Origin of the sequence: Paenibacillus taichungensis, from assembly GCF_047302525.1 — a bacterium.
In the GTDB taxonomy this organism is placed as follows: domain Bacteria; phylum Bacillota; class Bacilli; order Paenibacillales; family Paenibacillaceae; genus Paenibacillus; species Paenibacillus taichungensis_B.
This window is the reverse complement of the sequence record NZ_CP168020.1, coordinates 3573994-3594224: the sequence shown is the minus strand read 5'-3', so window position 1 is coordinate 3594224 and position 20231 is coordinate 3573994. Positions and strand designations below refer to the sequence as shown.

Sequence of the window (20231 nt, the reverse complement as noted above, 5' to 3'; positions counted from 1 at the left end):
ATTTTTATGATAAGAAATATTCTTGCCTTCGGCGTACTGCCGCACTATGGAAATCCAAAGGAAAGTAATCATTCAGACGGCCATGGTGGCACCAGTCATAGTCACATCGGTCATGGTGATCACGATAGTAGCGTACAGACTGCAAGTAACCTTAAAGCTTCATTTACGTTTGCATCTGGAGTAGCAAAAACGAACACGGATGTGGAATTGAATATTCAAATTAAAGACAATGAGGGCAACTTGGTCAAAGAATTTGAACGAAGCCATGAGAAATTGCTCCATCTCATCGTTGTTAATAAAGACCTCTCCTACTTTAGCCACATTCACCCTGAGTACGATGGAAACGGCAATTTCAAAATCAATACAACGTTTCTGAATGGTGGAGGATACAAATTCTTTGCAGACATCCTTCCAAAAGGCGGATCGAGTACTACGCTCAGTGAATGGGTGAAAGTGGAGGGAGAAGAAAAAGCACTGGAGCCTATAGAAGCTGATACAAAGCTTGTGAAAGTTGTTGATGGTAAAGAAATTGAACTTACCATAAGCAACACAACGGCGAAAGATGAAATCACACTTACGTTTAATATTGTTGACGCACAAACAAAGAAAGGGATTAGCAACCTGGAGCAATATCTGGGTGCTGTAGGACATGTCGTTATATTATCAGATGATGCGGAGCAATATCTCCATGTTCATCCAATGGACGAAAAAGCGACCGGTCCGAAAGCGGAGTTTATGACTTCCTTTCCGAAAAGTGGGACTTATAAAATATGGGGCCAATTTCAGCACCAAGGAGAAGTTTTTACTGTACCTTTCGCAGTCGACATCAAATGATTCGATAAGGAGTGTATCGAGCATGGAAAAAACAATTAAAATCTATACGATTCCTACCTGTAGTGACTGCAGTTATGCTAAACGGTTTTTCAAAGAGAATGAGCTTCCCTATACAGACTTTGACTGCACAGAAAATCCAAAGTATCCAGAAGAAGTGTGGAATTTGACTGGAAAACAGATTGTGCCGACGATTGTGATTGGCGATAAGGTGTTTATCGGCTTCGCGGAGAATCTCAGTGAAATAAGCAAATTGTTGAATAAAGAGTAAGGTGACTTTCTGTTTATATGTAGTTCACGGAAAAAGCAGCTCACGCTTAAGTTGAGCTGCTTTTTCGATCAAAGGAAACTTACTAAAAGGAGCCTCACTTTACATAGGGGGGTGGGGGATGTTAATCTGAATAAAAGGAGTTGATTCAAATGGATAAAACAACACACGAGGCCACCTCAGTTGACCATACATCTTCTACAGAGCGGAAAAGTCATCATTCCGAAAAAACAAAGCTCAGTTTGATTCATCGGCTGAATCGTATCGAAGGGCAAGTACGCGGGGTAAAGGGACTGATCGAAAAAGACACGTACTGTGATGATGTGTTGCATCAAATCGCTTCAATACAATCCGCTCTTAATGGGTTAGGTAAACAGCTGTTTGAACACCATTTAAAGAGTTGTGTCATTGAACGGATTCAAGAAGGCGACCGCGAAGTTTTGGATGAACTGATGACTACCGTAAATAAGCTAATTAAATAACAGAAAGGGGGAGGGATCACATTGATTCTCCACCTTTTTTTTGCTTTCGGGCCGCCATTACGGCATGATTCCGCGCAGCTCGTTTTTTGCATCTGTTGCCCCTCGTATGCAGTGCGAAAACAATCTAGCGATAAAAAGATAAAATGGCCAGTCTTCTTTTAATAGAAGTCTGGTCTTTTTTGCATTTACAGAATATTAACACGATGCAGATACAGACCTGATTTTTTACCCGTAACATAAGTATTAGATGTGGGAACGGTCCCACATTCAGCAAGAAGTGCATAACGTAAGTCATGAAGATAACGGATTAATGAAAGGTGGTGCGGCGCAATGAAACTGCTGGATCTACAAGGATACGCATCTCCGGAGGATTCCCAAACACATATCCGCATTCCTTTTGAGTTGGACGAGGGCTGTGGGAAGCTGAACCTGCGATTACAATATACGCCGAAGACGCTCGAAAATCGGGAGAAGGCGCTACGGCTGCTCAAGGACAGTTACGATCTATACATTTTGCCGGACAATCGGGAATACGCGATTGCCAATGCTGACCGGCATCTCCCTCTGAAGAATCTGATGACACTCTCGCTGGACGATGCGCGGGGATACCGAGGGGCGTGCCACCGCCAAGACGAGGTGCAGGATCTATACGTATCGGAGAGAGAAGCTTCTCCCGGCCTTATGGCGGGCGAGCTGGTTCCGGGGCCCTGGAGCGTCACATTAAGCCTGCACTGCATCGTGACCGATACTTGCGATTATCAACTGGAAATCTGGACGACAGAGGAGGACTCGATATGAAGTGGTTCGCCTGTGAACTGCATACACATACGCTGCACAGCGATGGCAGTCAGTCGCTGGGAGAACTGGCAGCGGGAGCAGCAAATCTGGGCTTCGACGCCATCGCGCTGACCGATCACAACACGATGTCCGGCCTGAGTGGCAAAGAGGAAATCGAGCAGAGGTACGGACTGCGAATCATCCCCGGCATGGAGTGGACAACTTTTTACGGCCATATGGTGACGATAGGACTGAGCGCTTTTGCCGACTGGCGTCAAGCGGATCGGGATGGGATCGATGAGGGGATCGAGAACGTGCATCGCCTCGGTGGAATCGCTGGGCTTGCTCATCCCTTCCGAATCGGCAGTCCGGCCTGTACTGGTTGCTTCTGGGAATACGAGATTGGGAACTGGTCCGCTGTCGATTACATCGAAGTCTGGTCCGGTACGTTCCCTTCCATTCAGACGAACAATCGGCGGGCTTTTGATCTGTGGACATACAAGCTGAATGAAGGATATCGGATTGCGGCCACTTCAGGCAGGGACTGGCACGCGCAGGGCGAGACAGACGATCCGATCTCGGTTACTTACCTCGGCATCGAGGACGACGCAGTGGCGGGGAACGAGGACTCGACAGCCCTTTGGCTCCATGAAGAAACGCTTATCCAAGCGCTGCGGGAAGGGCGCGCGTCCGTAACGATAGGTCCTCTGCTGACCCTGACGCTGGAAGCTGGGGGTGCATTCTATGCAATAGGCTCTACGGTTCCAACAGTAGTCGAGAGACGGGAAGCTGCAGAGGAGCCGATCCGGGCGAACTTGACGCTGGACTTCTCGGTACGCACCGGACTGTGGTCGCTACCGAAGCAGGTCTGCAGATTGAAGCTGTGTTCCAATCTGGGCGAGGAGCTTAACCTTGAAATTCCGTCTTCATCGGACGAACAGATAATGCAATTTGAAGCCCAACTGAGGGAGTCCGCTCTAGATACCCCCCGTAGGTGGATTCGCGCCGAGCTGTGGGGAACCGTACGAGGGGTCCATGTGCTGATCGCCTTTACCAACGCCATCTATTTCGAAGAAGGAGGATACTCGCAATGAACAAATTTCCGCTGATCACAGCCCATACTGGCTGCATGGGCCATCCCGATCATTCTTTCGAGTCACTTCAGGCGGCTCTAAAGCTTGGCGTGGATATTTACGAAGACGATATTCGATCGACTCAGGACGGTGTGCCGGTGCTCGCCCACGATGACGATATCGTTTTGGCAGATGGAAGCCGAGGCAGTCTTGCAGAAATGACACTGAAGGAGTTGAACACCGCTAGATTAGCACCCATTCCGACGCTTCAGGATGTGCTTGAACAGATACGCCAAGCAGGTAAAATCATGAATCTTGATATCAAAACAGACAGCGCTCTGGGACCAGTCTCCGCCCTGGTTGATCGGATGGGTATGGAGGAGATGGTGTTTCTCAGTGGCTGCGAATACGGTTCAGCGGTTAAAGCTAGCCGGAACGCTCCAAGCATCCGCAGGCTGCTTAATGTGAACATGCAAAGCTTCGGGAGTCTGAGCTACGAAGAGGCAATGTTCCAGGCGTGTGCAAATGCTCGCGAAGCCGGCTGCTTTGGGATTAACGTGCCGTATCAGCTAGTTCAGCCAGAACTAATGGAAGCTGTGCAGCGGAGCGGTCTGGCTATCTACGTCTGGACGGTTTCCGAGGCGGACGACATGCGGCGACTTGCACAGTTGGGCGTCGATTCGATAACAACCCGTGATCCGGCGAAGCTGATTGCTGTCCGGGAAGAAACGGATTTTGCAAAGGAGAATAGGGATTGGACAATAAGCTGAATCATAGTTTGCGGGAGCTGGCCCAACTGGCCGGTGTATCGAAATCGACCGCTTCTCGGGTTATCTCCGGAAACGGATACGCGAGTCCCGAAGTCCGGGATCGCGTTCTCAAGGCGGTCAAGCAGCTTCGTTACAAGCCGAGCGCCGTCGCCCGGGCGATGGTCGCCAAGCGCACGTACAACATCGGAGTCATCGTTTTCCGTGACAGGCTTCCGATCGTGTCCCACACGCTGTACGGCAGAATCATTGACGAGATACTGATGTCCGCTGAAGAGATGGGCTACTCAATTTTCCTGAAGACCGACAGGGAAATGTCGCTACGCTCCACCGATTATATGCTGGAACAGCGGGTGGATGGACTCATCCTCGTCAGCCGGCTGCAGAAGAACGTCATCGATTACGTCAAAAACTTCAATATCCCTTATCTGATGGTGAACGGATCGACGGAAGATCCGGACGTTGTGCATCTCGTGAGCAACGATGAAGCCGGTGGAGAACGGGCGGCACAGCATTTATATGACTGCGGACACCGCAAATTCTTTATCATCGCCGGACCGGGCGAGCATCGGAGCCACTCACTGCGATTGGAGGGATTCCGAAAACGGCTGGAATCCCTCGGCGTTAGTTCTGAACAGGACGGGTTTACCGTCGTCGAGTCATCGGAATCGAGCTTCGATTCCGGTCGGAAGCTGATGGAGGAGCATTATGCGGCATTCCGGGAGGGACAATACAGCGCTCTGTTCAGTACAAATGACATGCTTGCACTGGGCGCGATGAAGGTGCTGCAGGAGCGCGGCGTCCGCGTTCCGGAGGAAGTATCCGTTATGGGTTACGACAATACTGAAGTGGCCGGCATGTACCACCCATCACTGACTACTGTCAGTGTGGATGCGTCTGGTATCGGCCGAGACGCGGTAACGGTTCTGGATCGCCTGATTAGCGGCGAGGGGAGCGTGCCGCGCCTGATTGAATACGAAAGCGAAGTGATTGTTCGTCAATCGACGAATGGAAGGGAGGACGGAACATGTCTTGGTACTGGAAACACGTAGGTCCGAGAAGAATAATCGAATTTGTGTTGCTGACCGTGTTCGCCGTTTTTTTCGCGGGTCCGCTGGTGAACCTGCTTGTGCTTGCCTTTAGTGAAAAGTGGAATTATCCGGACATTCTGCCCCAGGTATGGGGCTTCAAATGGTGGGAGTTTGTACTGGCGAAGGACGATATTGTCTCGTCGATCTCATTGTCCTTCCTCATTGCTACCCTGGTGACCCTGCTGTCCATCGTCGTCTGCATCCCAGCAGCGTACGCTTTCGCAAGACTCCAGTTTCCGCTGAAGCGGATGTTCCTGTTCTCGTTCCTGCTGACGCACGCCTTTCCGAAAATGGGGTTGTACGTCTCCATCGCGGTCCTTTTCTACCGGATTGGACTGATGAATACGCTGCTAGGCGTTGTGCTGATTCATATGATCAACGTGTTGATGTTCATGACCTGGATTCCGACCTCCGCCTTCCGCAACGTGCACCGGGCGCAGGAGGAATCGGCGCGGGACGTCGGGGCGAGCCCGTTCAAAGTGTTCCGTAGCATCACCCTGCCAATGGCGATGCCTGGCATCATGGTCGCTTCGATCTTCACGTTCCTCAATTCGCTCGACGAAGCGCAGGGGACGTTCCTGGTCGGCATCCCGGATTACAAAACGATGCCAATCGTCATGTACTCCATTATTTCCGACTTTCCGAGCAGCGCCGGAGCCGTATTCTCGATCATACTGACGCTGCCAACCATTATTCTGCTGGTGGCAGCCCAGCGGCTGGTGAGCGCGGACGTGCTGGCGAGCGGTTTTCAAATGAAATAAAAATGTGTTTCGTTCTATATTCCGAAGCAAAGGGAGGCAGAAGTATGCAGTTGTCTGTACGAGAGTTAGCCAAACGTTACAAAACCGGTGACGGTGTCAGCGGCATCAACATTGATATCGAAAAAGGCGAGCTGGTCACCCTTCTTGGTCCCTCCGGGTGCGGGAAAACTACCGTACTACGGAGCATCGGCGGGTTTCTCGAACCGGACTCCGGTGACATCTTGATCGAAGGCAAGAGTGTCATTCAACTGCCACCGGAGAAACGGCCGACCTCGATGGTGTTCCAGAGCTATAATTTGTGGTCACATATGTCGGTATACGACAATCTGGCGTTCGGCTTGAAGATCCGCAAAATGCCGAAGGCAGAGATCAGCACAGCGGTTGAAGATGCGCTCAAGCTGGTCCGACTGTCGGGTTTCGGGAAGAAGTATCCGGCCGAGCTTTCAGGTGGACAGCAGCAGCGAGTTGCACTGGCGCGGTCTCTGTTGCTGAATCCGGCGGTACTTCTGTTGGACGAGCCTTTCTCGGCGCTGGACGCTAAGTTGAGGCACGAAATGCGTGAGGAGCTGCGTGAGATCCAAATGAAGACCGGGCTGACAATGGTCTTTGTCACGCATGATCAGGAAGAAGCGCTATCGTTATCTGACCGCATTATCGTCATGAATCACGGGCGCATCGAGCAGATTGCTCCTCCGCAGCAGATTTACGATGAGCCCGCTTCATTATATGTCGCCGGTTTTATCGGCAAAATGAATTTCCTGAAGGGGGTGGCGGAAGGGGAGAACATCCGGATAGGACATCTTCGCCTGCCGAACGAGAAGGGGTTAAGCGGACAGGTGACGGCTGCGGTCCGACCAGAAGACGTACAGGTGAGCAGTACTGTGATGGGTGAAGGTACTTTGGTGGGCAAGGTCAAGCAGGTAATGATTCTTGGACATTACGCCGAAGTTACCGTGGAACTGGTGGAATTTGGCATTATACGTGCTTTTCTGAACAAGGAATTCGTTGAGCAACTGCAGGTAGGAAAAGACGTCGGCGTCTCGATCTCGAAAATGACCGGATTCCCGGTCGATGAATCGAACTGAGGAGGATGAATGATATGCGTATGAAAAAGCCATTTTTATCATTGTTGACTGTTGTGGGATTGTCAATGTCATTGCTGGCCGGGTGTGGAAACGGAAGCGAGATTAAAAGTACCTCAAACACCGAGGGGAACGCTGCTGCATCGAGCAATCCGGTATCTTTCAACTTCTATTTTACCGGCTCACAAAACGTCAAGGATCTGTGGGATTCGCTGGAGCCGATGTTCGAGAAACAGCATCCAGATATCGACGTGAACCTGGTCTATATCCCGTCCGGTACTGGCGCTGAGCCGACCTACGACCGGATCGTAGCCGCTAAGAAAGCAGGTAAGGGCTCAGGAGATATCGACCTGTACGAGGACGGCATCACCTCCGTCGCGCAGGGCACAAAGGATGGTATTTGGGAGCAACTGAACGAGAAAGACATTCCTAACCTAAGCAAAGTCAACACGGACACGATGAAGGATGTGGACAACTTCGCTGTTCCGTATCGTTCGTCCGCCGTGGTTCTGGCCTATGACAGCAGCAAAATCTCCAATCCGCCAACTACGCTGGACGAGCTGTTGCAGTGGATCAAAGCCAATCCCGAGCAGTTCGCTTACAATGACCCGTCAACGGGCGGTTCTGGCAGCTCGTTCGTCCAGACGATTGTCTACAAGGACCTGCCGGAAGAAGACATTCACAACTCCGATCCGGCGATCATGGAGAAGTGGGACGGCGGTTTCGACACGCTCAAAGAGATCGGACCATCTGTCTACGGGCAGGGCATCTATCCGAAGAAAAACCAGGGTACGCTGGATCTGTTAATGAATGGCGAAGTTTCCTTAATTCCGGCCTGGTCGGACATGGTGTTGCAGCAGCTGAACGAAGGTTTGTTGCCGGATACGATTAAGATGCAGCAGATCACGCCGGGCTTCAACGGCGGACCAACTTATCTGATGGTCAACCAGGAGTCGGACAAGAAGCAAGCGATCAATGAATTCCTGAATTTTGTCCTGTCCCCTGAAGCGCAGGAAGTGATCGTCGACAAAATGAATGGCTTCCCGGGCATTGAGCTTTCCAACATGTCGCAGGAAATGCAGGATAAGTTCGACGGTGTGGCCGAAGGCTTCCGCACGTTCAACATCGGGGATCTGGGCACGGAGATTAACAAACGCTGGCAGAGCGACGTTGCCGCGAAATGAGTAAGGAAGCCAGACAGTCGATCACAGGCCTGGCGATGGTGCTCCCCTCCTTCGCCATCCTGTTGATCGTCGTCATTATCCCGATTGTTCAATCCTTCATCATGAGCCTGAGCAATGGTTCGGGTGGATACGATCTGAGCCGCTATACGTATCTGTTCACTGATAAGGGGATGCGTAGCAATATCGTATTTACGCTTGGGGTGACTGCCATTACGTGCGTTGCCGTGATCTTGGTCAGCTATACGCTGGCGATCTACATGCGCTTCAACCAGGGGCCAATCGTTAATCTGATTCGTAAAACGTACATGATCCCGCTGTTCATCCCTGGTGTCATCGCAACTTACGGTCTAATCAACTTGCTTGGCAACCATGGCTGGCTCGCCCGCATGCTTGAGGTGGTCGGGATTACGCTGCCACGAATCATCTTTGACGAGAAAGGGATTATCATCGCCAACCTGTGGTTCAACATTCCATTTACGACTATGCTGCTCAGTTCCGCGCTGTCGGGCATTCCTTCATCGATCATTGAGAGTGCAAAGGACGTGGGTGTAGGCAGACTGACGCTGTTTACCCGGTTTATTTTCCCGCTGTCGTACAAGACATTTCTTGTTGCCCTGACCTTTGTCTTCATGGGGGTCATCGGCTCTTTCACTGCGCCCTATCTAATCGGGGCGAACTCTCCGCAGATGCTTGGTGTCTCCATGCAGCAGGTATTCAGCGTTTTCCAGGAGCGTGAACAAGCCGCGGCGATTGCTTTCTTCTCATTCCTGCTCTGCTCGGTGCTGGGTGCTTTCTACATCCGGTCGATGGCGGAGGAGGAGAAGGCGAAGATTTAGACGGGTTTCAAAAAGCTGAAGTGCTCCTTTATAGGGAGCGCTTTTTTTTGATGGAAAAACAGGATCAGTACTTTCTCTTTTTTTACAAAGGTGAAAATTAACAACCCGTTTACATCACAATGATACATAACGAATACTTTAGCTTTAACATTTAAGAAGACAAACGAGGGAACGAGGACTGACACATGAAGAATTATCCGATCATAGCCTCCATCACGACAGATGAACAAATTTCACAAGCTATAGCAAGCGATGTACAGCGAGTTATTCTGATGACAGGAAACATTACTAATCTGGGTTCGATCATAGAGAGTCTGCATCGAAGTGGCAAACAAGCTTATGTGCATACGGAGATGGTATCCGGGATTGGACGAGATGTCTCAGCAATTCAATATCTTGCAGATGTGTTCAAAATCGACGGGATCGTGACGACAAAGAGCAACGCAGTTTCTGCGGCCAAGCAAGCGGGCATATTAAGCATTCAGCGCATATTCGCCATTGATACGGCAGCAATAACGACTGCGGTTCGTATGATTATGAGCTATAAGCCTGATGAGGTTGAACTGATGCCGGGATTAATGCCTCGAGTCATCCAAGAACTGAAAGAACGCATCTCGCAGCCATTGATTGTGGGTGGCCTTATCCGGTATGAGGAAGAAATACAACAAGCATTAAAGAGCGGGGCAGATTTTGTTTCAGTAGGCCATGAGAAATTCTGGAATTAATTAATATCATACATTTATCCTTGGGTGGAGACGACGAGAAAACCCGGTGGTAAGTAAATCAATACAACCTTGATGTTGAAGGAGGGTGATTTGCTGCTGGGTTTTTTGTGTTGTCCAAAAATATATAACGGGAGGTAATAGAGCATGATCATTCAAGCAGTTGCTCATCGCGGCTATCCAAGCAAGTATCCTGAAAATACGATGTCTTCCTTTTTAAAAGCGGTAGAGCTTGGGTTCACACATCTCGAACTGGATGTTCATCTCAGCAAGGATGGAATTCCAGTGGTGATTCATGACCATACGCTTGACCGCATGACAAATGGAACAGGCAGGGTGGCTGATTATACTGCTTCGGAGCTGCAATCTTTAAAAATCAAGCAAGATGAACATATTCCAACCCTTGAAGAGGTGCTGCGTGCTTTAAAGGGTAAGATTCAACTTAACATTGAGCTCAAGCAGATGGGAAGCTATTACCCTCATCTGGAGGAAAGGGTACTTGAAGTTATCGAGGAATTCAACATGCTGGATCAGGTGGTAATTACGTCATTTGATTTCGATGCCCTGGAGAAGATCAGGGAACGATCTGGCGATGTACGTATTGGTCTCATTACCTTTGGCTGTTCGAAAGCTATTCTGGACTGGTCATTAGAGATGGGGGCGACGTTCTTGTCCATACACCATGCTTTTGTGACCGAGCATTACATTCATAAATGCCAAGAATTAGGAATCCAATTGATGGCGTGGACAATCAACGAGACTTCCGTCATGAAGAAATTTCAGGAGTATCCGTCCGTATGGGTCTGCACTGACGAACTGGAATGCTTCATAGATGTATTGGAGTTGTCCAGCTCATTGTGAGCGGGCAGGAGTAATGTGATGGAAGATGTATATGCTTACGATGCTTATTGCTTTGATTTGGACGGGACCATCTATATTGGCCAGATGAGGCTCCCTGGCGTGAATAGCTTTATAAACAGCTTGCGTACACGAGGCAAGCGCCTGCTGTTCCTTACAAATACTCCCGTTCATACCAAGGAAGATTGCTACAAACGGCTGCTGAGTTTGGGCATTTCGTGCCAGCCTGATGAAATTCTGACTGCAGGTTACCTTTCGGGAATGTATTTTGCAGAGCATGCGCCGGACGCCAAGGTGCTGGTTGTAGGTGAGGAAGCTTTGCGGAGGGAGCTTCGGGCACTCGGGGTAGCAATTACCGAGGATCCATATCGATCAACACATGTGTTAGTCGGAATGGATCGGAAATTTAACTACGATAAGCTCCATCTGGCGGCAAAAGCAGTGCGCCATGGAGCGGCTCTGCTCGCAACTAATCCGGACAACTGCTGTCCCGTTCAAGGGGATATCATTCCGGATACCGGAGCTGTTCTAAGCTCGATTGAGGCGGCCAGTCAGCAGAAAGCATCGGTCGTGATTGGCAAGCCTTCCCGCTATTATGCAGAGAAGGCGCTTCAGCTATTGGATGTGGATCGCAGCAGATGCCTCATGATAGGTGATCGGCTGGAAACAGATATTTTATTTGGACAGCAAAATGGAATGAAGACTGCGCTCGTGCTTACGGGGATCTCTTCAAGAGAGGATATCGGAAAGACAAAAATCGTTCCGGATTATATATGGCCTTCATTCAACGAATTCATCATGGAGCAGCAGGCCCATCCAAAGCCTTCAAATGTGTTGCAGGTGGAGAAGGCTTGAACCGGAAGGTATCCAAAATAAAGATGGAGGTGGCGTTTATGCGTCTGGCGTTACTTGGTGATCTTCACTATTCAAGCATGAGTCACGGGACGGAAGAAATGAGGGCTGCAAGAGTCCGGGCATACGAGCATATGCTCAAGGCTTTTCTGAAGGAGGATGCGGACTATCATATCTCAATTGGTGATTTAACGCATGAAGGAACGGCTCAGGAACTTCGATCCATTTTCTCCATTCTTGCAAAAAGTGAACGGAAATTCATTCATGTGCTGGGTAATCATGATACGTATTCGCTGCCAAAGCATGAAATTTCCACGCTAACAGGTCAGGCACGCTATCGGGCCATAGATACGTCTCACGCCAGACTAATTTTTCTGGATACTACCCAGGAAATGAACCGTGAGGATTGGGGAGGGGAGCTAGACGAAGAGCAGCTGACATGGATTAAAGGCCAAATTGCCGATTCACATGAAAAGCAAGTGCTCGTCTTCGGGCATCATCCGGTATTCGATACGACTGCGCGCTCGACACTAGATAAGCTTTACATCCGTCCGCAGGATGAACTGAGGGATGTATTCAATAGTCGGCCAGGTGGAGGCATCTATTTTTGCGGGCATAATCACATGAATTCCATCGTTAAGCAAGGAGAATGGCATTACGTACAGACCGCAGCTTGTCTCGATGTGCCGGCATACCGCGTTATTGAAGTTGATGAGGGCGAAGTAGTAATCACTCACCAACGAATGCTGGGTGCTGTTCTCATGAATGATATTCAGAGTTTTTGTCATGATACGCCGGGCTTTGGACCTGTCGCTAATGCAGTGGGTGAAGAAAGCGACCTTATCTTATCCGTTCGAATAGCATCGGCCGCACAATAATGTGAAGAAAAAGGAGGGAATGTCGTGGCTCAAATTGTATTAAAGCAGATCGAAAAAAGCTTCAAGCAGGATAAAGTCATCGAGGGTCTCGATCTGACCATTGAGGATGGTTCCTTTACGGTATTGGTCGGCCCGTCCGGCTGTGGAAAATCGACGACACTCCGCATGATCGCAGGACTTGAGAAAGAAACGGGAGGTGAAATTTGGATTGGGGACCATCGTGTCAATGGAGTAGAGCCAGGCAAGCGTAATGTGGCGATGGTATTTCAAAACTATGCATTATATCCAATGATGACAGTCAAGGAGAACATTGAATTCGGATTAGTAAATCGCAAGGTGCCTCGGCCCGAGCGTGAGCGTCTTGTAAAGGAGATCACCGAGGTCGTCGGTCTGGCAGAGTATTTGCATAAAAAACCGCAAGCTCTGTCCGGAGGTCAACGCCAGCGGGTTGCCTTGGCTCGGGCCATGGTTAAAAGTCCCGCAGTCTTCCTGATGGACGAGCCCTTGTCGAATCTGGATGCCAAACTACGCCATCAGATGCGCACGGAACTGATTCAGCTTCACAAACGGCTGGGCGCAACCTTTGTTTTTGTAACTCATGACCAGGTTGAGGCCATGTCGATGGGAGATCGTATCGTCATCATGGATAAAGGGCGTATTCAACAAGCAGACAGTCCAATGAAAATCTACGATGATCCGGATAATGTTTTCACAGCGCAGTTTATCGGTACACCGCCGATGAATGTGATTGATCGTGAACGTATCCTGCCTTTTTTGAATGGGCAGCTTCATGATGATATTGGTCATATTGGCTTTCGTCCAGAGAAAGCAACGATGACGCTTGAGAACAGACCGCAGACCGGGCATATTCAGTTCTCGGCTCATATCATGACACGCGAGACACTGGGAGCAGAGATCATCTATCAACTGGATTCCGCGCTTGGACCTATCGCCGTAAAGAGCTTCTTGAAACCGTTGGAGTCAGCCTCCGAGGTAAACATCATCGTGTCTATGCAGGACCTGTACTATTTTGATCGGAACGGTGTGCGTGCTCGTCAGCATGAGCTGGCCGAAGCGGGAGAACTGATTGTCCTGGGAGGAGGATATTCATGACCGTCTGGTCCAAGCTCCGTCCCTATGTATTGGTGGCTCCCTCCATCACAATATTCTCCATTTTTTTCCTTTATCCGATCTTCTATATGATCTTCTTAAGCTTTTACAACTGGGATTTTATTAATCCGGTCAAGGAGTTCGTGGGATTCAACAACTTTGTTGAACTATTTAAGGATAGTGCATTTCTTCAGGTGTTAAGCAATTCCTTGAACTATACGCTTCTTTCGGTATCCTTATCCATTGTGATTTCGCTTCTGCTTGCGATCTGGCTGAATCGGGAAGGGGCATGGTACGGGTTTGTTCAGGGTGCGCTTTTCAGTCCGCATATTGTTTCACTTGTATCGGTATCCCTGGTGTGGATGTGGCTGATGGATCCCAAATTCGGTTTGCTTAACGGTTTGCTTGATATGGTTGGTTTGCCTAAGCTGGCATGGCTGAGTAGTCCCGACAGTTCATTACTGTCGCTTGTGCTTGTTTCGGTCTGGAAAGGCGTGGGCTATAACGCCCTCATCTTCATCGCGGGCCTCCAAAGCATTCCCAGGGATGTGTATGAAGCCTCAGCTCTGGACGAGGCCAATTGGTGGCGCAAATTCTACAAAATTACGCTTCCCATGCTTTCGCCGACACTATTTTTCTTAATAATCATCAATCTGATCAGTTCATTCCAGGTGTTTGAGACCATTGCCATTATGACCAACGGGGGTCCGATCAATTCAACCAACACGCTCGTCTTTTACATCTACGAGTATGGATTCCGCTACTTCAAGATCGGTTATGCATCGGCAGCGGGAGTTATACTGCTTGTTGTCGTTGGTTTGCTTACGCTAGTCTACTTTAAGTTGCTGAGCCGCAAGGTTCACTACCAATAGAGAGGAGAAGGGAAAATTTTATGGCAAGGAAGTCATTGCTGCGTATGCTCAATATTACTGCCACAATAGCACTGGTTGCGATTTTTGCTATCCCTTTTCTATGGATGATTTCAACATCTTTGAAGTCTTACCCGGAGACGGTGATTTTTCCACCCAAGTGGATTCCCTCCAAGGTGATGTGGAGCAATTTCCAAGCGGCGTGGGAATCGGGGCCTTTTTTGAAATATCTAATGAACAGCGTTGTTGTATCGGTCAGCATACTCGTTCTTCAATTCACGACGATAATATTGGCAGCCTATGCTTTTGCAAGATACTCCTTCAAAGGAGACAAGCTGTTATTCGGGATAACGATGGTGACCTTGATGATTCCTGGTCAGCTCATTTTCCTACCTGTGTATTTGTTGATGAGCAAGTGGGGACTCATTAACAATTTGCTGGCACTCATTTTGCCCTTCTCTTCCAGCGCCTTTGGCATATTCATGCTCAGGCAGTCATTCAAGCAAGTACAGGAAGAGCTTATTGAAGCGGCGCGACTCGACCAGGCGCCGGAATGGAAGATCATTCTTAAGATTATGGTGCCAATGGCCCGTCCAACGTTAGTAACATTTGCATTGTTCAGCTTCATTGCACACTGGAATGATTATTTCTGGCCGCTTGTGATGACAACTTCTGATGCAGCAAGAACGCTTCCGATTGGGATCTCTAAGCTGCGCGAGGTTGACGGAGGAGCTGCCTGGCATATTTTAATGGCTGGAAACATGATTTTGGTCGTTCCGATTCTTATCGTATTCTTATTTGGACAACGCCAAATTATTAAAGCATTTGTCTATTCGGGTGTTAAATAATCAGATTAACAGGAGGGTTTATTCATGAAAAAATTTGGATCTGTTTTGTTAGCGGCAACGCTTGCGCTTACTATTACGGCTTGTGGTGCTTCCAACTCCGATGGTTCAACCGGCGCTGCTTCTGGTAGCAATTCCAATGATACAGCCAAAAAACCAATAGAGATTACATATTGGTACTCTTGGGGGGACAAGATCGCCGAGAACAATGAGAACTTGGTAAAAATGTTTAATGAATCCCAAGATGAAGTGATCGTGAAGGCGGAATATCAAGGGACGTATGCAGATCAGCATTCTAAGGCACAGGCTGCTTTTGCAGCGGGCAATGCCCCCGAAGTATGGCAAAATGAAATTGCTTCAGTGGGTGTGTTTGCCGAGTCAGGTATGACGCAGGAGTTGACTTCTTTTGTTGAGAAGGATCAGCTTGATATGGAAGATTTCATTCAAGGGCTAATGGGAAATTCCTATGTGAATGGAAAACTATATGCTCTCCCGTATTTACGCAGCACACCTATCCTTTATTTGAATCGTACAATGCTGAAGGAGGCCAGCCTTGATCCTGCTGGACCTAAGAATTGGGCGGAATTTGAAGATTATGCACGCAAGCTAACGATTAAGGATCAGCGTTACGGTATCTCGATGCCTGTCGATATTTGGCTTTATGAGGCTTTTGTGAGGCAGAGTGGAGGAACGATGATCAGCGAGGACGGAAAAAGTGCGGCATTCGATAATGAAACCGGCATTGAACCTGTGAAGTTATGGCTCAAGATGAAGGATGAAGGTATTATGAGCATCGGTACGACCGATGATGCAGGTACGCAAGCAAAAACGGATTTCCACAATCAGCGTTCAGCGATGCTGTTCTCCTCAACTGCGGATCTGACCAATAATATGAAGGTTGCAGAAGAGCAGGGCTTTGAACTCGGAACGACATTTATGCCTGCAAATGATACGTATGGAGTGCCGACAGGCGGTGCCAACCTGGTTATGACTTCTGGCCTGTCGCCAGAAAAGCAGGAAGCGGCGTGGAAGTTTATCAAGTGGATGACCTCCAAAGAGCAAACGATTTATGCAAGTTCCTTCACGGGCTATTTGCCTAGCCGAATCAGTGCAGTGGAGAGCGATGAAATGAAGAAGCTTTATGAAGAAAAGCCGCTGTTCAAGGTGGCTGTAGACCAACTGGAATATGCGGGTCCACGTCCAATGCAGAAGGTTTATCCAGAGATTGGTGAGATTATCAAGAATGAGATTCTTCGTGCAGTTGTTGATTCTTCCGTTTCGGCAGAGGTCGCTGTAGCTGAAGCGGCGAAGAAGGCCAATGTCTTGCTGAATAAGTAGAGTTATGATTTAAAGAGACCAAGGAGCTAGGCGGCATATGTCCCGCTTAGCTCTTTAGTTTGGATGACAGAAAAAGTAATCCAGGTCTGAGAAAGACTTCTGTCAAAAATACAATAAAAATCATGATCTTTATAGTTTTCCAGTGGTATCACTTATTTTGATGAATTGACCTATAGCGAATACCACACGTATGTCTCATTCGCACAGGCAAGTAGTCCACTTCTCGCGTAAACTGAAGTAGATTCAGTAGAGCGAGGTGAAAATCCATGGCTAAAACCAACGAAATACGCCTAAAGGCAAAGCGGTATAAGGCCCGGCCCGTCTGCGTGACTCTTCATAGTGGTGAAACCTACATCGGTTACATTTCTGACGTGAATAACGGAGGCGTGGTGCTTACCGGGGGAGGAAAGATATCCCCCAAGGCAACAACAGGGGACAGTTCCCAACGTTCCAACCGAAAGGTCGTTTCACGCAGCAAGAGCGGTCGTTCTCAGAACCAGAAACGGGCGAATGGTACGCGCAAGCCTTCTACCCGTTCGCGCACAGTGTCGCGCGCGCAGGTTTCGTCCTTTCTACCGATGATGGGTTCGCTGTTTGGCGGGCTTGGCGGTGCGGCTTCGGCTGGCGGTATGCTTGGAGGCGGAATGCGGATATTCGGCATGATCCAGCAATTCATGCCGGTCATGAAAATGGGCTACGGCATGATCAAATCCATCCATCCGTTTATGGGTGCCGTCAAAGGTCTGATGGCCCCACCTAGTCAGGCCGAAGAGGAAGAGGTATAATCTGATATTCAGCCCCTTAGACTTAAGGGGCTTTTCTTTTTTAGTGTCAAGGTGTTATTGATAAATCGAGTCTTTTAAAAAATTCGTAAAATTCACTGGAGATCTGCCAATCAGGTTTTCCAAAGCGGTATGGGTTTGCGAAAATATGCCCAGTCGACTTGCCTGAAACATACCTGTAAGCATGCTGATCATCGCTTCTGGTAGGCCACGGGACGTCAAGTGATTCTGATATTCATCATCCGACACGACAATTCGCCGAATCGGTCGATCCAAGACTTTGGAAGCAATCGATGCGATTTTATCCATGTCGATCGCTTCGGAAGCCGTAAGGTGAGGAGTTATACCGTCATATCTCTGTTCTGTCAGGATTACCGCTGTGGCTTCAGCCAAGTCGGAATGGGTGGTCCAGGCAACAGGACCGTCTTCCGGAGCAATCAATTCCCCTGTGTTCAAGGCATCACCCATCCACATCATCGCCGATGCAGCATAGAAACCATTTCGGAGCGAAGTGAAAGGTACTCCTGAAGCTTTTAGCATCTCTTCTGTAGCCGCATGAACGTCCATGGGAGGAAAGTGCGATGTTGAAGATGAAAACATTTGGCTCGTGTACAGAAGTCGACTAACACCGGCTTTCTTTGCCGAGTCAATTGCGGTTTGATGTTGACCAATAGCAACTTCTCCCAAGGAATGGGACGAGATAATGAGAACTTGAGATGCTCCTTCAAAGGCATGAAGAAGACTCGCTGAATTATCGAAATGTCCTTGTCGAACACGAATCCCGCGTTCTTTTAGATCCTGTGCGGTGTTCACATCACGGACACTCACACCAACGTCCTCGGCAGGAACACGCTTGAGAAGTTCCTCTACGACCTTGCGACCTAATTTTCCATTCGCTCCTGTAACAACAATCATTTCTACACTCATCCTTTCGTTTGCAAATCCAATAAAGAGTTTCTTGTTATACAATTTTTTTTGTGCCATCATAATCGTATACATGCGTGTTGAAAAAGTCGCATAAGCAAAGGATATAAGGATTGAGTTGTGCGAACAACATGCAAAAGGCTGTTTTTGTTGTGTTCCCAACATTTTTGTCCTTTTGTCTGTTAGTGGATTACAAGAGAAAGAGGGAATGAAATGTCGGTTAATCCGCAGGATCCGCGTGTTAAAAGAACCCGTCAATTGTTCGTACAGGCTTTTAACGATTTGATTGGGAAAAAGAGAAACGTATATTCCATTTCTGTGCATGATATCACAAATCAAGCAACCGTAAATCGGACAACATTTTATGCGCACTTTCAGGATAAATATGACTTTCTAGAATATTGGATGACGGAAAAATTTCAAATGACGATAAGGGATAGACTCCCGGAAGAAGCAAGATGCAATGCGGAAAATCTGCGAATCCTTATGCAGAGCATATATGATTTTCTTTTGCAGTTTCAACAATGTAGTACACCAGGAGACAAGCAGTTTGAAGCCATGTTTGAAAATGCCATGCATCAGGATCTTCATCAACTCCTGCTTAAACGGATCAATGAAGTGCGCACACAGGGCTTTTCGCAAGAAAATTTAGAAGCCCTGGCACTCGTTGTCAGTTGGGGCATATTCGGATCGGCATTGCAGTGGAGCCGGAACCCCCAAGATCGCTCATTCGAAACGATGTTTGAACAAGTCATTGAGGTTTTATCCATCAATTTAGCCCCTCTTTGGGAGCAAACAACCCGCTAAAGAGAAGTTTTTTTCTCGACGCTTTACACCCGGCGATGTAGTCACCTCATGTTTCACAAAGCATACGTATAGGAACAACATGAGAAACGTCTTTCCTAACTAAAAAGTAGAGGGGGATACAGAGCATTTCATTAACCTGCCGACGTTTTAAAAAAAGTTGCGAAGTTTTGACCATTTGGATATGATTATTTAATTGGTTGTTTCAGCTTATACATTTAATTGATGATAAAAGATAGTGAGGTCAGAAAACAATGATTGCAAAAACAGAGGAAGACTTTAATGGTTTGAAGGAAATTGGCAGAATTGTTGCCTTTATCAGAGATGAATTGGTGCAAAGAACAGTTCCTGGCATAACGACGAAGGAACTTGATGATATAGCTGGAGAGCTTTTTGAGAAAGAAGGAGCAGTCTCAGCTCCAAAAAGTGCATATAATTTTCCTGGCTATACTTGCATTAGTGTTAATGAAGAAGTAGCACATGGTATTCCGGGGCAACGGGTTATTCAAGAAGGAGATCTAGTCAACATAGATGTCTCTGGCTCGAAGAACAGTTATTTCGCTGATACAGGAATCTCGTTTGTAGTAGGCGAAGGAGAAGAAGTGTTAACGAAAATATGCGACGTTGCTAAACTAGCATTTGAAGCAGGTCTTAAAAAAGCAAAACCTGGTTCCAAAAAAAGCGGCATCGGAAAAGCGGTATTCCTAACAGCAAAACAGCATGGATTAACCGTTATTAAAAACCTTACAGGACATGGTGTTGGACGTAACATACACGAAGCACCTGACCATATTTATAATTATAACGATACATCGGATGATGAGTTATTAAAAGAAGGCATGGTTATTGCATTCGAACCATTTATCTCAACTTTAGAAGAACAAGTGTATCAAAAAGAAGACGAATGGACCTTTGCTACAGAAAAAAGCTATGTAGCTCAAGTGGAACATACGATTATCCTTACTAAAAATGGCCCGATCATTGTCACACAATAATATCAAGAGCATGTCTAAGGTCGATTTCCCAACTGGGAAATCGGCTTTTTTTTGATGCCTTTTAACCAAACGGATCGAGGAAGGAGGGAATGAGCTATATGG

The 20231-nt window shown here is 48.0% G+C and carries 23 protein-coding genes; 22 read left to right on the top strand and 1 reads right to left on the bottom strand.

Translation table 11 applies throughout. The features are described 5' to 3' along the window. Positions 1–6 precede the first annotated feature (6 nt). The 20 genes from ACDJ58_RS15985 (at position 7) to ACDJ58_RS15890 (ending at position 17409) form a co-directional block, all read left to right on the top strand. Positions 7–834 carry a hypothetical protein gene (locus ACDJ58_RS15985; protein ID WP_413371861.1) on the top strand — a complete coding sequence of 276 codons (828 nt, stop codon included), beginning with the start codon at positions 7–9 and terminating at the stop codon, positions 832–834. Between the two features lie 22 nt (positions 835–856). Then, positions 857–1102 carry a glutaredoxin family protein gene (locus tag ACDJ58_RS15980; RefSeq protein WP_413371860.1) on the top strand — a complete coding sequence of 82 codons (246 nt, stop codon included), beginning with the start codon at positions 857–859 and terminating at the stop codon, positions 1100–1102. A 149-nt stretch (positions 1103–1251) separates the two neighbouring features. Beyond that, on the top strand, positions 1252–1581 hold the full coding sequence (locus ACDJ58_RS15975) for a metal-sensitive transcriptional regulator (RefSeq protein WP_163756867.1): 330 nt from the start codon (positions 1252–1254) through the stop codon (positions 1579–1581). 330 nt (positions 1582–1911) lie between these two features. Then, entirely contained in the window at positions 1912–2379 is a 468-nt protein-coding gene (locus ACDJ58_RS15970; RefSeq protein ID WP_413371859.1) for a hypothetical protein, read from the top strand. Next, a complete protein-coding gene (locus tag ACDJ58_RS15965) occupies positions 2376–3452 on the top strand; it encodes a CehA/McbA family metallohydrolase (RefSeq protein WP_413371858.1) in 1077 nt (358 codons plus the stop codon). Before ACDJ58_RS15970 ends, ACDJ58_RS15965 begins: the two co-directional genes overlap by 4 nt. Beyond that, the gene (locus tag ACDJ58_RS15960) at positions 3449–4201 is read left to right on the top strand and encodes a glycerophosphodiester phosphodiesterase (protein WP_413371857.1); all 753 of its coding nucleotides are present in this window, start codon (positions 3449–3451) and stop codon (positions 4199–4201) included. The genes ACDJ58_RS15965 and ACDJ58_RS15960 overlap by 4 nt, the downstream gene beginning before the upstream one ends. Continuing rightward, on the top strand, positions 4186–5250 hold the full coding sequence (locus ACDJ58_RS15955) for a LacI family DNA-binding transcriptional regulator (RefSeq protein ID WP_413371856.1): 1065 nt from the start codon (positions 4186–4188) through the stop codon (positions 5248–5250). Before ACDJ58_RS15960 ends, ACDJ58_RS15955 begins: the two co-directional genes overlap by 16 nt. Beyond that, positions 5226–6050, top strand: coding sequence for an ABC transporter permease (locus ACDJ58_RS15950; protein WP_113054293.1), 825 nt, complete (start codon positions 5226–5228; stop codon positions 6048–6050). The genes ACDJ58_RS15955 and ACDJ58_RS15950 overlap by 25 nt, the downstream gene beginning before the upstream one ends. 44 nt (positions 6051–6094) lie before the next feature. Continuing rightward, positions 6095–7135, top strand: a complete 1041-nt coding sequence (locus ACDJ58_RS15945; protein WP_413379688.1) for an ABC transporter ATP-binding protein — start codon at positions 6095–6097, stop codon at positions 7133–7135. A 14-nt stretch (positions 7136–7149) separates the two neighbouring features. Continuing rightward, positions 7150–8316, top strand: coding sequence for an extracellular solute-binding protein (locus ACDJ58_RS15940; RefSeq protein ID WP_413371855.1), 1167 nt, complete (start codon positions 7150–7152; stop codon positions 8314–8316). Continuing rightward, a complete protein-coding gene (locus tag ACDJ58_RS15935; RefSeq protein ID WP_413371854.1) occupies positions 8313–9152 on the top strand; it encodes an ABC transporter permease in 840 nt (279 codons plus the stop codon). Before ACDJ58_RS15940 ends, ACDJ58_RS15935 begins: the two co-directional genes overlap by 4 nt. Before the next feature lie 185 nt (positions 9153–9337). Next, complete coding sequence (locus tag ACDJ58_RS15930) at positions 9338–9877, top strand: glycerol-3-phosphate responsive antiterminator (protein ID WP_413371853.1); 540 nt, start codon at positions 9338–9340, stop codon at positions 9875–9877. 144 nt (positions 9878–10021) lie between these two features. Further along, positions 10022–10735, top strand: coding sequence for a glycerophosphodiester phosphodiesterase (locus ACDJ58_RS15925; RefSeq protein WP_413371852.1), 714 nt, complete (start codon positions 10022–10024; stop codon positions 10733–10735). Positions 10736–10753: 18 nt separating this feature from the next. Next, positions 10754–11587 carry an HAD-IIA family hydrolase gene (locus ACDJ58_RS15920; protein ID WP_413371851.1) on the top strand — a complete coding sequence of 278 codons (834 nt, stop codon included), beginning with the start codon at positions 10754–10756 and terminating at the stop codon, positions 11585–11587. Continuing rightward, on the top strand, positions 11584–12462 hold the full coding sequence (locus ACDJ58_RS15915; RefSeq protein ID WP_413371850.1) for a metallophosphoesterase family protein: 879 nt from the start codon (positions 11584–11586) through the stop codon (positions 12460–12462). The genes ACDJ58_RS15920 and ACDJ58_RS15915 overlap by 4 nt, the downstream gene beginning before the upstream one ends. A 24-nt stretch (positions 12463–12486) precedes the next feature. Next, entirely contained in the window at positions 12487–13575 is a 1089-nt protein-coding gene (locus ACDJ58_RS15910) for an ABC transporter ATP-binding protein (protein ID WP_413371849.1), read from the top strand. Beyond that, a complete protein-coding gene (locus ACDJ58_RS15905; RefSeq protein ID WP_076289313.1) occupies positions 13572–14444 on the top strand; it encodes a carbohydrate ABC transporter permease in 873 nt (290 codons plus the stop codon). The genes ACDJ58_RS15910 and ACDJ58_RS15905 overlap by 4 nt, the downstream gene beginning before the upstream one ends. 20 nt (positions 14445–14464) lie before the next feature. Beyond that, positions 14465–15289: a carbohydrate ABC transporter permease gene (locus ACDJ58_RS15900; protein ID WP_413371848.1), complete on the top strand. Its 825-nt coding sequence runs from the start codon at positions 14465–14467 to the stop codon at positions 15287–15289. Positions 15290–15313: 24 nt separating this feature from the next. Continuing rightward, positions 15314–16624: an ABC transporter substrate-binding protein gene (locus tag ACDJ58_RS15895; protein WP_413371847.1), complete on the top strand. Its 1311-nt coding sequence runs from the start codon at positions 15314–15316 to the stop codon at positions 16622–16624. Positions 16625–16890: 266 nt separating this feature from the next. Beyond that, a complete protein-coding gene (locus ACDJ58_RS15890) occupies positions 16891–17409 on the top strand; it encodes a hypothetical protein (RefSeq protein WP_413371846.1) in 519 nt (172 codons plus the stop codon). 54 nt (positions 17410–17463) lie between these two features. On the opposite strand, the gene ACDJ58_RS15885 is transcribed toward ACDJ58_RS15890, so the two are convergent. Beyond that, positions 17464–18321, bottom strand: a complete 858-nt coding sequence (locus tag ACDJ58_RS15885) for an SDR family oxidoreductase (protein WP_413371845.1) — start codon at positions 18319–18321, stop codon at positions 17464–17466. Positions 18322–18543: 222 nt separating this feature from the next. Between ACDJ58_RS15885 and ACDJ58_RS15880 the strand changes: the two genes are divergently transcribed. Next, positions 18544–19137 carry a TetR/AcrR family transcriptional regulator gene (locus ACDJ58_RS15880; RefSeq protein ID WP_413371844.1) on the top strand — a complete coding sequence of 198 codons (594 nt, stop codon included), beginning with the start codon at positions 18544–18546 and terminating at the stop codon, positions 19135–19137. Between the two features lie 251 nt (positions 19138–19388). After that, complete coding sequence (gene map / locus ACDJ58_RS15875) at positions 19389–20129, top strand: type I methionyl aminopeptidase (RefSeq protein ID WP_063568306.1); 741 nt, start codon at positions 19389–19391, stop codon at positions 20127–20129. Positions 20130–20231 lie beyond the last annotated feature (102 nt).